This is a genomic window from Oceanimonas sp. GK1 (genome assembly GCF_000243075.1).
GTDB lineage: Bacteria > Pseudomonadota > Gammaproteobacteria > Enterobacterales > Aeromonadaceae > Oceanimonas.
Genome location: NC_016745.1, coordinates 2,030,856 through 2,044,596, shown reverse-complemented (window position 1 = coordinate 2,044,596; position 13,741 = coordinate 2,030,856). Strand labels below are relative to the sequence as shown.

Sequence of the window (13,741 nt, the reverse complement as noted above, 5' to 3'; positions counted from 1 at the left end):
GCGGTGAATGTGGACCTCTACTGAGATAGCTCGTCACTTACTATCCCGGCGTCCGACCTGCGCGACACCGTTAGAACGCGCGGCCGCATGGTTGTTGAACATCGGTGTCATTGTCCTGGGGAACGGTTAGGCTTCCCGAGGGTTAATAAAGACGGCACTACAGTGACCGCCCCTTCTTTTGTCTTTTCGCTTTCTTGGCGTCCATTTCTGCTCGTAACCTGGCTTTGCGCTGTTCCTGTTCACTGGGTTTGGGCTGAATGGGTGCTCTGCTTGCGCGTTTCTCAAAGCTCAATGCATCGAGCTGAGATAAGGTTTGCAGCCGGTTACGGCGCATTGATGGCGGACACTGGCCGATTGGTGGCACTCCGTCGCGTCTGCTTCGAGCTTTACCATCGGTTTTGCTCTGGCCCCCGGCCAACGACTGACGGCGTTGTTCCAGGCCGGGATCAGCAAACGTAACCGGTAACTGCCCATCCACAGCCGCACGGATCACCCTTGCCTTAAACTCCGGCGAGCCATTTACAGTAATGCAGTTGCCATAGCGCTCCATCGCCATTCTGAGCGCATTCTGCACAGCTGCCTGGCCGGAATCTCTGGATACCTGCAGCCGGTCGCCGTCGTCGCGTACAGCGCTGGAGCCAGCCCGATAAATGATGGTGCCTTTTTTGGTGATGTTGTCGATCACCGGTGTATGCCCGGGCTTGGTCTGCCCTTCTCCCTTGAGTGTATTGCCCTTAAGGCCCTGAGCAGCTTCTCTGGCTCGCAGCGCAGCCAGCGCCTCAGTGTCACCTTGCCGGGCCTTCTGCTTGAGCCAGTCGGCCCAGGTACACCGAGCGTTGGCTTCATAAATGGCCGTGCGCTCTTCCCGGTACTGTTTCTGGATGGCGTCAATGTCGGCTTTCAAGGCACTGCTGGCTTGTGCATAAAGCAACTTCTTGGTCAGCTTGCCGCTGCCGGTCAGTTTTATGGCTGCCCGCCTCGCTTTGCCTTTGGCCTTGGCGTGCCCAATCCTTCGGTCTTTCTGCCGCCGTGCTGCTTCCAGGGCCGCTGTTTTGTTAGCCGTTGCTGTCGCCTGTTCAGCCTTGTATTTGGCGTAAAGTTCGGTGGTATTTATCCGCAGTCGCACCGGCTCTTTACGGTAAGTCCGGCGGGGGCTGGTTTGTTGCATTTGCCCTGGTTCAAACAGTCCGAAACGTGCTTCCAGCTTCGGCTTGGAAAAATCCCGCCCCAGGGTGCTGGCTTTTACTGTTACGTCATTACTGGCCGCCACAACCAGCCCGTTGCCCCGTGCTTTAAGTTCCAGACCATTAGCACTCATCACCTGATGCAGCTGGCTCCAGGACTGAGCCGTTTTCAGCTCGTCCAGACACTCGCGCTTTATCCAGCCAATCAGGCTTTCAATGCCAGCATGGCGCTCCATGTCTGCTGCCCGGGCCTCAGCACCCTGCCGGTGCGGCATATGGTTATCCTGTTGCAACCCGTAGTCCTGCTCTATTGCGCCACAAAGCTCAGCCAATGCTCGGTGTGAGTAGTAGGGCTCATGAATGGTGTTGCGCTTTGGATGGATCTTGTTGATGGCGATATGAACATGCAGGTTGTCAGTGTCGTTGTGAACGGCACTGATACGCTGATGCTCACCAAAGCCCAGCCCTTCACAAATACGGTCTTCAATGCTGGCCAGAGTTTTGGCATCTACCTGTTCACCGGGCCGAAAGCTGACAATCAGGTGATAGGTTTTGTCGCTCTTCGCCCTGGTGTTGGCAAACTGGGTCGCCAGCACTTCGCTGATGGCATCCCGCACAGACTGCGCCTCGCAATTGGTCAACCGAACCTGGCCCAACCGATGCTCCTTGCTCTGCTTGTCGGTGATGTAATTCACCAGCCCGGCAAAATCGGATTTGCCCTGTGAGCGCATGGCAACGTGTTTCGCAATCATGATTCGGCCCTTGGCCGAAGAATGAACTCCATGAGGTGGCTCATTCGTTCCTGGTTCGTTTCGATACGCTGCAGAAGCGCCAGTATCGTATTGGGTCCAAACCCAGCCACCTTGGCATCATTCATCAGCCAGAGTTTTAACAGCCCACCCAGGCGACCCAAATCACCGTTTACTCTTACCAGCTCACGCACCTGCTCCGCATCGGTTACCCCCTGTATCTGATACCCCTGCCCCACCTCCCGCAGATAGGTTGACACACTCAGTCCCGCCCTCCTGGCGTTCTCTTCTATCACCGCTCGTTCTTCAGGCAAGCAATACACCTTGATCGGGGTACAGCTCTTCCTGGTAGTTTTGTTTTCCTGTGCCTCCATCTTGATGTCCTCTTTGTGGTTGCCAGCAAAGCGCTATAGCCCCGCAGGGCAAGATGAACGTTGAGCACCGCAGGTGCGAATAAGGGCCAGTGAAGAGACTCCGCCATGCTTGCATGGTGGGACTACTTCACACATCCTGCCCGCACCTCAGCATTCGTTTTTGTGTGTATGCCCTGTGCATCTCTCTGCTTTTCTGTGTCTTTTTCTGTTTTTTGCTGTGTATTCCTGCCATAGCAGCCTGGATGCACTGTTAACCCGACAGTGACAGCGATCCAGTAAAGCTCCAACAACGGTAAAATAGCGATCTCACAGCGTTTTCCTGCAGTGCTGTTATTGTGTTCTGCACACTGGAATACACAGCTTTACACCCGGTTTCCTTGTTTACTCCTGTCACCGCCCCTCATATGTCAATAAAGTCCGGAGCTTGCGCCCCTCAAGTGTCAATAAAATAGGGACAAAGTAAGAACAAGAAAATATATAACTTTAAATTTCAATAACTTAATAAACCCCATGGTCTTCAAAACCTATTTCATTGACACTTTCAGCACCTGCACACGAGACCACAGAACGAAGCACCTTGATCATTTCCTCCCTTCGGTCGGGTTGAACGCCAAGAGAGAAGAACTATTGCGTCGTCTGAGCTCTTTCCCTCATGGCGTTAAACCAACGGCCGCAGGCCGTTTTAATTGGCAAGGCTTGAACGTACCTCATGGTGCGGGCAAGCCGCGCACAGTAGATATTCTTTGGAATATCTTAGATCGATTCGCTGAGTAGGCTTAAAACCGTTATCCCACCTAGGTCTGACGGATTGAAACGGGTGGTGTTATGCCGGGGTTTAGGTGGTGTTATGCCGGGGTCTAGGTGGTGTTATGCCGGCCCAATTAGTCTTAGCACTTGGTCGTCTGATCTCCCATTTTCCCTTCGCATATTCATTGACCATCCATCCTACAGCAACCAGTTCTGTGAACACTTTTCGAACCGTCTGACGGCGCGTCTTCATTGTGTTGGGATTGATTGTCTCGTCCGGCCAGACATAGCTACAGAGGGTGTCCAATGCCACACGTCCAGATTTACCGGCATCAATCCAGCCCGATAATCGCTGATGTATCAATCGTGCTGGGTCAGACCGAAGCGCCCGAACCTCTGTCATATCGAGGCGGGTATATGAACGTCCTCTCATTACAGCCTCAGCCAATCGAGGATTCAGGCTGACAAATAATTTATCTTCTTGGTCATTACTCGCGTAATCGGACAAGATACGAAAACCTTGACGTTGACCATGACGCTCAACAATGACAGATACGGCCCAGAGACGCTCTATACTAGCGCGTATAGATCTTCTCTGAGTCCCACCATCTTTAGCGTAGCCAACCTCTCGTGCTAACTGACGGAGACTACCCTTTACAACCAAAGCGTCCTTCTCGATAGCGTTCCACTTAAGATCAAGCAAATCACGTAATTGCTTACCCACCTCGGATTCTGTTTCTTTTTTCAGCATTATCCCTCGTCCACCCTCACCTGAAATTGCAGCCATAGCCACAAGACCTTGCAATATACGAAGATCATCCACACCCAGTGGTTCAGGCCCCCAGAAGCGAATCAAATCGTCGCCATAGCTATAAGTCACATCTAGTTTGAGCCGCTTTCGTTCTCTAGCTCTACGCGGGAGGCTACGGAATAGACCAGGAGCCAAGCAGTGAGCAGGATCATGCCGAGCATGAGTAAGTTCAAAGCTCATTGCGAACCTCGTTCTTCAACCTTTGAAGTCTTCCCTTACCGCTACTGATAAATCGCGACTTCAGCTCGACACGCTTTAACACTCCACCCTCATGCCGCTGCAACCAGCGCTCAGCAACTGGCGGGCCATAGTTTTCTTTGCTCATGCCAAAACTCACAAAGAAGCCACGCTGTTCATCATCAATTCCTAACTTCTTGGCATCAGCATGAGTCATTCGGGATAAGAAAGACTGCCACCGAGCGTTATTGACCAGAACTGATGAACCACGACCTGCGTGTTGTTGGTCACCAGTTCCACTCGCATCTGAATTTTTGCTGGTGTGATGCAGAAATAAGACTGAGCAGCCTGTGTCAGCTGCAATGGCTTCCATACGGCCGATTACTTGAGTCATGGGACCACTGGCATTCTCATCTTCAATATGAAAACGCCGTAATGTGTCCAGAATCATCAGACGACGGCCTTCAGCCATTTGCCTGAGTTGATAAAACCAATCCGGACACATAATGTTTGGACACTCACCTAGCAGTGGTTCAATGAGTAGCCCTTTAGCTACATCTTCTCGCTGCTTGGTGGTCAGGTATTTACCAAGCGCATGTACTCGATGGTGAATTGCCTCAGTTGGATCTTCGGTAGGCAGATAGATAACTTTGAAACTTACCTAACCCAAGTAAATCAGGGCCTCCCGCAATCTGTGTGGCAAGCTGTAGAGCCAATATCGACTTCCCTGCTCCTCCTGGTGCAATCAGAGCGCCCACAGTACCGGCAATCATGTTAGGCAAGACATAATCAATCTGTGGTGGTGTTTCAGTAAAGGCGGACATGAGATCAAGAGCCATAGCGCGGACCTCCCATAAAATAACCGGGTCGCATAGCCTGAATGCCAGATGACTTTCGTTCTTCAATCCACTTCTCAACCTCTGCCAGATCCCAGGCAACATTTCTGCTGGTTAGCGCAATACGGCGAGGAAATTCACCCCGCTGCTCCATGTTGTAAATTGTCCGAGCTGAAAGCGGAATCATCTCCAGAAGAACTTTCCTGTTTATAAGTGTTTTATGTGCCATTGTCTGCATGTAATTGCCTCCCAAGACCAGAAGAGACTTTAATACTAACAACAAAAATAATTTTTTAAATAAAAAATAAAATTAATTTTCCACCTTTAAAATCAATTTCGATATATCGAAAACAAAAAATTAAAAGGCATTAAAAGTTAAGCTAAACATTCCTAATTAAAAACAAAGCCGAGCAATAAAAAAGAAAACACCACATTATTTTAGCCGCTAAAGTTTCTTAAAAAATAAAAATTAACATATTAAAAATAAACAGAAATCGTACTAACTGGCACAACAAAGCAAGGTTCGGCACGCCAAGCTGCATGCTTTACCGACAGGAGCTCGCTAAAAAAATCTGACATAATTTTAGCGGCTAAAATGAAGCAGCTCTTCAGCCCTACACGGGCCGCGCGGGGTTAGGTTCCCACCACAACAAAAATCACCGCAATCAACCGACCAAAGAAGAAATCAAAGCCTAGAGCACTAAACTTTATCTAGGGAAGCATAGTGTTTATTGACTTCCAATATGCGATCGAATATATACTTAAAACCATCAAAGTTAACTTGGGCTTTATTTTTTGCTACAACCTTAGTTGAAAAAACGTGCTTCCCGTAATATTTATCACTATCGAATTTGTCATTCCTTGAGAATGCCTTACCATCCAGCTTCGTATCCAGAAGAGTCGGTTCAAATAAATCTTCCATCATTGACTCTTTTGAGTATTCACCTAAAGGCGTCAAAATAAGATAGAGATTCTTGAAAAGACGTAGATGTTTACTCCCCCTTATACTATCAATATTATTAGGGCAAGACTTCACATGATTAGCCAAATGATTAAGAAGACTCTTAGGGCCATCATCATTATCTAAAATCATTATAACTGGTGACTTTGGCTTCCGCTCACCATAATACTCACACTCTTTAACATACCTCTGAACAAAACGAGTAAAATGAGATGCTCCGCCATCTAAATCTAAAAAGTACCTTGTTTTACTATTGAGATTTGGAAACTTTAACAGAGGGCGGTATAGCTTAGTTTCTTTATCTACCTCTACTAGTTTTGGATAAAGGTTCCTCATGCTACTTAGTGCCAATTTTAAATAAACATTATCTGTTTTACCTTCGGTAAGAATCGTTGAAAACTCACTACTTATAAAATATTTGTAATATAAAAATTTACTATACACTTTTTCTCTAGAGTTAAGTTTGTTTTTATAGTCATACAATCCACTATGTTTTTTTAACTCATACTTATGAGCTGGCTTTTTCTCTTCATGGATATTGTTATAATGATCGATTGAATCTATGAAATTTAACCTACCTTCTAATTCAGATAAAGTACCTTTTCGAGCATTAGAGTTTCCCTCTTGAATTTCAAAAAAATCTTTCTTAAATAAACTATGCGCCATTGCACGAGTTTCTCGCCAGTACTCCCTCTTAACACTAACTTTCTTATTAATAACTAAACCAGTAGCCTCTTGCCTTGAGTCTTTAAATAGAACTCTTGTTTTTTTATCATTAACTGAAAAGCCGGATCTTTTAATTTCTTTTAATACTACCGAGCCAACTTTCACATTTTCCACATCTTTCACAATGCTCTTGCTAAACTTTTCTTTCCTTGTGGAGAATGTTATATCATCAGCATATCTAGTGTATGAACAGCCGTTTTTTCTAGCAATCTTCGAAAGTTTAATATCTAAACTTTGTGCAATTAAGTTGGATATTACAGGAGAGCAGGGACTACCTTGTGGAAGGGAATTATTATGACAGGCTATTTGTGCTATTACAGTTGCTATATGAGGGTCAAGATTAAAATTGTTATTGGATATAAAATAACCTCTAACTCTTCCAAAATTGATGCTTCCAAAAAAATCCTCAAGATCTAAATTAAGAACATTCTTCTTATTCCTATGTACACTGGCATTAGTGATAATGGATTTCTCTCTTTCAAATCCATGTGACAAGGTAAACTTGACCCCCTTCTCGAACTGAATTACATCTTTACAGTCAAGCAACAAATCAGATAAAGATCGCTGTATATCTTTTAATTCAGCACTTGGTGCAAATATAGTACGAAAACCACCACTTTTTTTATCAATTTTAAATTCTGTATAATGACTTTTAGTTTTCTCTACATACAGAACTCTTGTTAAAAAAGAAGGATCGATATTCATTAAATCAGCAAGCTCAGGCTTTGTAGTTGCTCGCTTCAAAAGTAGGTAACGTCTTTTTCGGATCATGTGAAGAAAGGTTTTAATTTAAGGAAAGATTGGCCCACATGCACTCCTACGCGCCGCTAGCAGTATTTCCAGCAAGACTAGGCGATATCCAAGAAGGCGAGTCCATCGGACCATGTTGTCACAGGTTGCGAAGCGCAACCAACAAATCTGCATGTGAGCCGAGATATATATTACATCATCAAAACTACAATATAAACAGTGCCTTATACTTTTATACTATTTAAAGTACTCTTCAGCTCACATAATTAGTTTACCCACTCACCTATCATATCTGCCCAGTCCTGCAGCATGGCTGCACGTTGCTCACGGTACTCTGCTTTGTTGTATACGGCCCTTACGCCCTTTTGCTCGTGGGCCAGGCATTTCTCTATCCAGTCGGTATTGTAGCCGGCTTCATGCAATAGGGTGCTGGCGGTACGGCGCAGATCGTGGGGGCCAAATTTGGCAAGAGACTGCCCTTCTTTCTGAGCCAGCTTATAGGTCAGATCCAGCACCCGGTTCAGGGTGGCGCTGCTCATGGGTAAGTCAGAGTCGTAGCGGGACGGCAGTATGTAGTCTGAGCCACCCGAGAAGGTCTTCAGGGCAATGAGAATGTCCAGGGCCTGGCGAGACAGGAACACTAAATGGGGGTTACGCCGTTTCATCCGCTCTTTGGGGATGGTCCACAGCGCTTCGCTGAAGTTAATTTCACTCCAGGTGGCATTGGTCAGCTCGCTTTTGCGTACCATAGTCAGCAGCAACAGCTTTACCGCTGCCCGAATGGACGGTGATGTACCAATACGCTCAATGTACTGGTACATAAGTTTGATTTCTTCCGGTGACAGGGTGCGGTCTCGCGGTTCAAACCTGGCAATGCTGGAAGGCCTTACCGACTCGGCCGGGTTTTCTATCTTCTGCCCTCGCTCAATGGCCCAGCGGTATACCTGGAGCACAATGTCACGGGTGTGAACGGCGGTGGCCGGTGCGCCCCGCTCTACTATGGCGTCGGTCAGTGCCCGCAGATCTTCATGGGTGATCTCGGTGAGCTTCTGATTACCGAACTTCTTCTCCAGCTCTCTGGCATACACAGAGCGGCGCATATCACGGGTGGAGTCCGCCATCTGGTAGCCTCTCAGCCATTTCTCCGCCCAGGCACCAAAGGTTTCCGCATCTTTCACTCGGGCCTTTTTCCGGGCTTTCTCCTTGGCCGGTGATTTGCCATCGGCCACCATGCGCTTGGCTTCATGCAGCTGCTCCCGGGCTTCCGCCAGAGTAATGCCCCCTACCCCATAGCGGCCAAAGGTGATTGTCTCCTGACGGCCATGAATGGAGTAGTTGTAACGGAACGAGACGGTGCCAGCCGGCGTAACAGCCACATAGAGGCCATCCCGGTCGTTCACCTTGTAAAGTTTGTCTCTGGGCTTGAGGTGGCGCAGCTTGGTATCGGTCAGCATGAGTCTGGTCCTTAGTCGATGTTGATACCATGCTGCAAAAGCCTTAAAAATCTGCTCTTTATTTCTTTAAAAACAGTGCTTTATGGAAATTTGATACCATGTGGTCATAAGGTAAGGCAGCATGGTATTGGCTCTCACTTATGGCATCGCTCACTGATAATACCAAGTTCGATACCACGCTCAAGTCGTGCTTCCCGCTGCCAATTATTGCCAGATAGTGCAGGCCCTAAAAACAAAAAAGCCCATGTAAACATGGGCTTAAGTGTCATTTCATTCCGGTTAGTGCCAGCTGTTACCTAACGAGTGATTATTCCCACTCAATGGTCGCGGGCGGCTTGCCGGAAATGTCGTAGACTACGCGACTGATGCCGTCGATCTCGTTGATAATGCGGTTGGACACATGGCCCAGGAAATCGTATGGCAGGTGGGCCCAATGGGCGGTCATGAAGTCGATGGTTTCCACCGCACGCAGAGAAACAACCCAGTCGTACTTGCGGCCATCGCCCATCACGCCCACGGAGCGGACCGGCAGGAACACGGTGAAGGCCTGGCTGACCTTGTTGTACAGATCGTGCTTGCGCAGCTCTTCAATGAAGATGGCATCGGCCCGGCGCAGCAGGTCGCAGTATTCCTTTTTCACTTCGCCCAGCACCCGCACGCCCAGACCCGGACCCGGGAAGGGGTGACGGTAGAGCATGTCGTAGGGCAGGCCCAGCTCCAGGCCCACACGGCGGACTTCGTCTTTAAACAGCTCGCGCAGCGGCTCCACCAGCCCCATCTTCATGTCGTCGGGCAGGCCGCCCACGTTGTGGTGAGACTTGATCACGTGCGCCTTGCCAGTGGCAGAAGCGGCGGACTCAATCACATCGGGATAGATGGTACCCTGAGCCAGCCACTTGGCGTTCTTGAGCTTCTTGGCTTCTTCGTCGAACACTTCCACAAACACTCGGCCAATGGCCTTGCGCTTGGCTTCCGGCTCGTCGATGCCCGCCAGGGCGGAGAGAAAGCGATCTTCGGCGTCGGCCTTGATGATGTTCAGGCCAAAGTGGTCGCCGAACATTTCCATTACCTGCTCGCCTTCGTTCAGACGCAGCAGGCCGTTGTCCACGAACACACAGGTGAGCTTGTCGCCAATGGCGCGGTGCACCAGCATGGCCACCACGGAGGAGTCCACACCGCCGGACAGGCCCAGGATCACTTCATCGTCGCCCACCTGCTCGCGAATGCGGGCAATGGCGTCTTCAATGATGGAGGCCGGGGTCCACAGGGCGTCACACTGGCAGATATCACGCACAAAGTGTTCCAGCATGCGGGCACCCTGGCGGGTGTGGGTCACTTCCGGGTGGAACTGCACGCCGTAGAAACGGCGGCTTTCGTCGGCCATGGCGGCAAAGGGGCAGCTGCCGGTCTGAGCCACCTTGTGGAAGCCTTCGGGCAGGGCCACGACCTTGTCGCCGTGGCTCATCCAGACGTCCAGCAGGGCGTTGCCATTGTCATCGATGGCGTCTTCAATGTTGGCGAACAGGGCACAGTCGGCCACCCGCTGCACCTGGGCGTAACCAAATTCGCGCTCGCTGGAGCCGGCCACGGCGCCACCCAGCTGCTGGGCCATGGTCTGCATGCCGTAGCAAATGCCAAACACCGGCACACCGGCGTTGAACACGTATTCCGGCGCCCGCGGGCTGCCTTCCTCGGTGACCGACTCCGGCCCCCCGGACAGAATGATACCGTTCGGATTGAAGTCGCGGATCTGCTCCTTGGTGACGTCCCAGGCCCACAGCTCGCAATACACGCCCAGTTCACGCACACGGCGCGCGATCAGCTGAGTGTACTGTGAGCCGAAGTCCAGGATCAGGATCCGGTTATCGTGAATGTTCTTGGTCATCGTTTTCCTACTCGTTACAAACACCGCCTGTGGGGGGAGCAGACGGCAATAGAAAAACGGGGGGACCAGCCCCCCGTTCGTCGCGTTCCGGGATCAACCCAACCGGTAGTTGGGCGCTTCCTTGGTAATGGTCACGTCGTGGACGTGCGACTCCTGAATGCCCGCGCCGGATATCTTAACAAATTCTGCCTTGGTGCGCAGGTCATCTATGGTGGCACTGCCGGTGAGTCCCATGGCGCTGCGCAGACCGCCCATCTGCTGATGAATGATCTCCTTCAGCTTGCCCTTGTAGGGTACCCGGCCTTCAATGCCTTCCGGCACCATTTTATCGGCGGCGTTGTCGCTCTGGAAGTAGCGATCGCTGGAGCCCTTGCTCATGGCGCCCAGGGAGCCCATGCCCCGGTAAGACTTGAAGGAGCGGCCCTGGAACAGCTCGATTTCACCGGGGGATTCCTCGGTACCGGCAAACATGGAGCCCATCATCACGCAGTGGGCGCCGGCGGCCAGCGCCTTGGCGATGTCGCCGGAGAAGCGAATGCCACCGTCGGCGATCACCGGAATGCCGGTGCCTTTCAGGGCTTCCACCGCATTGGCCACGGCGGTAATTTGCGGCACACCGCAACCGGTGACGATACGGGTAGTACAGATGGAGCCCGGTCCAATGCCCACCTTCACCGCACTGACACCGGCCTCGGCCAGGGCCAGGGCGCCGGCGGCGGTGGCCACGTTACCACCCACAATGGCCAGTTCAGGGTAAGCGGCACGGGTTTCGCGAATGCGCTGCAGCACGCCCTCGGAGTGACCGTGAGAGGAGTCGATCAGCAGCACGTCGAGGCCCGCCGCCACCAGGGCGGCAATGCGCTCTTCGTTGCCGGGAGCGGCTCCCACGGCGGCACCCACCCGCAGACGACCCTGGTCGTCCTTGCAGGCATTGGGCTTGCTCTCGGCTTTCTGGAAGTCTTTGGCGCTGATCATGCCCGCCAGGCGGCCATTGTTTTCCACCACCAGTACCTTTTCAATACGGTGCTGCTGCATCAGGGCTTCTACCTGATCCCGGCCGGCGCCCACCGGCACGGTCACCAGCCGGCTCTTGTCGGTCATCACCTCGTGCACCGCCTTGCTCATGTCCTGCACAAAGCGCACGTCGCGACCGGTAATGATGCCCACCAGCTCGCCGTCGGCAGCCACCACCGGATAGCCGGCAAAGCCATTCTGCAGGGTGAGTTCGCGCACGTCGGCAATGGTCATGTCGGGGTTCACGGTAACCGGATCGGATACCATGCCGCTTTCGAATTTCTTGACCTTGCGCACCTGGGCGGCCTGGGCCTCGATGGACATGTTCTTGTGAATAAAACCGATGCCGCCTTCCTGGGCCAGGGCAATGGCCAGATCGGCTTCGGTCACGGTATCCATGGCGGCGGAGACGATGGGGATGTTAAGATTGATTTCCCGGGTCAGCCGGGTGCGAAGATCCGCCGTGTTGGGCAATACGGTGGAATGAGCTGGGACCAGCAGTACATCATCAAAGGTCAGGGCGTCTTGGGCAATCCTAAGCATCGCAATATTCACCATAGGTTTGGGGGGTAAAAATATTGCCAAAGAATTTTAGGCACTCCCCTCCCCCGGGTAAAGCGATTTTTTGTTATTTTGGCCAATAAGACGAAAAAACCTCGCCAAAGGGGTTTATTTTCAAATAAAAATACTCGCCAGAGGTGATTTTGCAGCAGGAAAAGTTAACCAATATCTATACAGTCAGCCGTCTTAACCGTCATGCCCGGCTGCTGCTGGAAGGCGATCTGGGTGCGGTCTGGCTCACCGGCGAAATCTCCAACCTGTCCATGCCGGCCTCGGGCCACTGGTATTTTTCCCTGAAAGACAGCCAGTCCCAGCTGCGCTGCGCCATGTTCAGGGGCAACAACCGCAGCGTGGGATCCAGGCCAAAAAACGGCGATCAGGTACTGATCTTCGGCAAAGTCACGCTCTATGAGCCCAGAGGTGACTTTCAGCTGGTGGCCCAGACCATGGCTCCCGCCGGCGAGGGCCTGCTCAAGCAACAGTTTGAGGCGCTTAAAAACGCCCTGGCCGCCGAAGGCCTGTTTGCCGCCGAGCGCAAGCGGCCGCTGCCGGCCCATCCGGCGCGCATTGGCATTATCAGCTCCCCCACCGGAGCGGCGGTGCACGACATTCTCACCGTGCTGGCCCGGCGCGCGCCCCAGCTGGAAATCATCCTCTACCCCAGCCAGGTGCAGGGTGAAAGCGCCGTGCCCCAGCTTGTTCACGCCCTGAATGAGGCCAACCGACGCAATGAAACCGACTTGCTGCTGCTGGCCCGGGGCGGCGGCTCGCTGGAGGACCTGTGGTGTTTTAACGACGAACGGCTGGTGCGGGCCATTGCCGCTTCCCGCCTGCCGGTGGTCAGTGCCGTGGGTCACGAGGTGGATGTGAGCCTGAGCGACCTGGTGGCCGACCTGCGCGCCCCCACCCCCTCTGCCGCCGCCGAGCTCATCAGTCAGGACAGCGGCGTGCAACGCCGCCAGTGGCAACAGAGCGGCCAGCGCCTGGAACAGGCCCTGCAACGCTGGCTTGCCGACCGCCACAACCGCCTGCGGCAACTGCAGCAACGGCTGGAACGCCAGCACCCCCGCCAGCAATTGCAGCAGCAAAGCCAGCAGCTCGACCAGTTGCAACTGCGCCTGGAGCGCGCCATGAACCGGCGGCTGGAGCAGGCACGGCAACGGACCGAGCAGGCCGCACTGCGCCTGACTCATCAGCACCCGGGTCAGCGCCTGGCTTACAGCATTGAGCGACTGCATACCCTGGAGCAACGACTGCACGGCGCGCTGAATACCCGGCTGAACCACCTTGAACATCAACTGGCGCTGGCCGGTTCACGGCTGCACGCCATGAGCCCCCTGGCCACTCTCTCCCGGGGGTACAGCATTACCCTGCACAACAACACCGTGCTCACCGACGCCGGCCGGCTGAAGGAGAATGACCTGATCACCACCCGGCTGGCCCAGGGTGAGGTGGTCAGCCGGGTAGAAAAAGTAGCCCTCAAGTAACCCCTAACCTCTGCGCTGAAGGTGA

At 52.3% G+C, this 13,741-nt stretch carries 11 protein-coding genes; 1 reads left to right on the top strand and 10 read right to left on the bottom strand.

The genetic code is table 11. The features are described from left to right. Positions 1-157: 157 nt before the first annotated feature. From traI to guaB, 10 genes are all read right to left on the bottom strand, one after another. On the bottom strand, positions 158-1,936 hold the full coding sequence (gene traI / locus GU3_RS09690; RefSeq protein ID WP_014292353.1) for a TraI/MobA(P) family conjugative relaxase: 1,779 nt from the start codon (positions 1,934-1,936) through the stop codon (positions 158-160). Beyond that, positions 1,933-2,307 carry a conjugal transfer transcriptional regulator TraJ gene (gene traJ / locus GU3_RS09685; RefSeq protein WP_014292352.1) on the bottom strand — a complete coding sequence of 125 codons (375 nt, stop codon included), beginning with the start codon at positions 2,305-2,307 and terminating at the stop codon, positions 1,933-1,935. The genes traI and traJ overlap by 4 nt, the downstream gene beginning before the upstream one ends. Positions 2,308-3,142: 835 nt before the next feature. Continuing rightward, positions 3,143-4,045, bottom strand: a complete 903-nt coding sequence (gene repC, locus GU3_RS16755) for a replication protein C, IncQ-type (protein WP_014292351.1) — start codon at positions 4,043-4,045, stop codon at positions 3,143-3,145. After that, positions 4,035-4,655: a helicase RepA family protein gene (locus tag GU3_RS16750; RefSeq protein WP_083829455.1), complete on the bottom strand. Its 621-nt coding sequence runs from the start codon at positions 4,653-4,655 to the stop codon at positions 4,035-4,037. The genes repC and GU3_RS16750 overlap by 11 nt, the downstream gene beginning before the upstream one ends. 4 nt (positions 4,656-4,659) lie before the next feature. Then, entirely contained in the window at positions 4,660-4,881 is a 222-nt protein-coding gene (locus tag GU3_RS17410) for an AAA family ATPase (protein ID WP_256380367.1), read from the bottom strand. Next, the gene (locus tag GU3_RS16740; RefSeq protein WP_014292349.1) at positions 4,871-5,116 is read right to left on the bottom strand and encodes an AlpA family transcriptional regulator; all 246 of its coding nucleotides are present in this window, start codon (positions 5,114-5,116) and stop codon (positions 4,871-4,873) included. Before GU3_RS16740 ends, GU3_RS17410 begins: the two co-directional genes overlap by 11 nt. A 462-nt stretch (positions 5,117-5,578) precedes the next feature. After that, the gene (locus tag GU3_RS09675; protein ID WP_041543099.1) at positions 5,579-7,336 is read right to left on the bottom strand and encodes a retron Ec67 family RNA-directed DNA polymerase/endonuclease; all 1,758 of its coding nucleotides are present in this window, start codon (positions 7,334-7,336) and stop codon (positions 5,579-5,581) included. Between the two features lie 245 nt (positions 7,337-7,581). After that, a complete protein-coding gene (locus GU3_RS09670; protein WP_014292347.1) occupies positions 7,582-8,769 on the bottom strand; it encodes a site-specific integrase in 1,188 nt (395 codons plus the stop codon). 307 nt (positions 8,770-9,076) lie between these two features. Then, positions 9,077-10,654, bottom strand: a complete 1,578-nt coding sequence (guaA, locus tag GU3_RS09665) for a glutamine-hydrolyzing GMP synthase (RefSeq protein WP_014292346.1) — start codon at positions 10,652-10,654, stop codon at positions 9,077-9,079. 93 nt (positions 10,655-10,747) lie between these two features. After that, complete coding sequence (gene guaB / locus GU3_RS09660; RefSeq protein WP_014292345.1) at positions 10,748-12,211, bottom strand: IMP dehydrogenase; 1,464 nt, start codon at positions 12,209-12,211, stop codon at positions 10,748-10,750. A 161-nt stretch (positions 12,212-12,372) separates the two neighbouring features. On the opposite strand from guaB, the gene xseA reads away from it, so the two are divergent. After that, positions 12,373-13,716: an exodeoxyribonuclease VII large subunit gene (gene xseA / locus GU3_RS09655; RefSeq protein WP_014292344.1), complete on the top strand. Its 1,344-nt coding sequence runs from the start codon at positions 12,373-12,375 to the stop codon at positions 13,714-13,716. Positions 13,717-13,741: the final 25 nt, after the last annotated feature.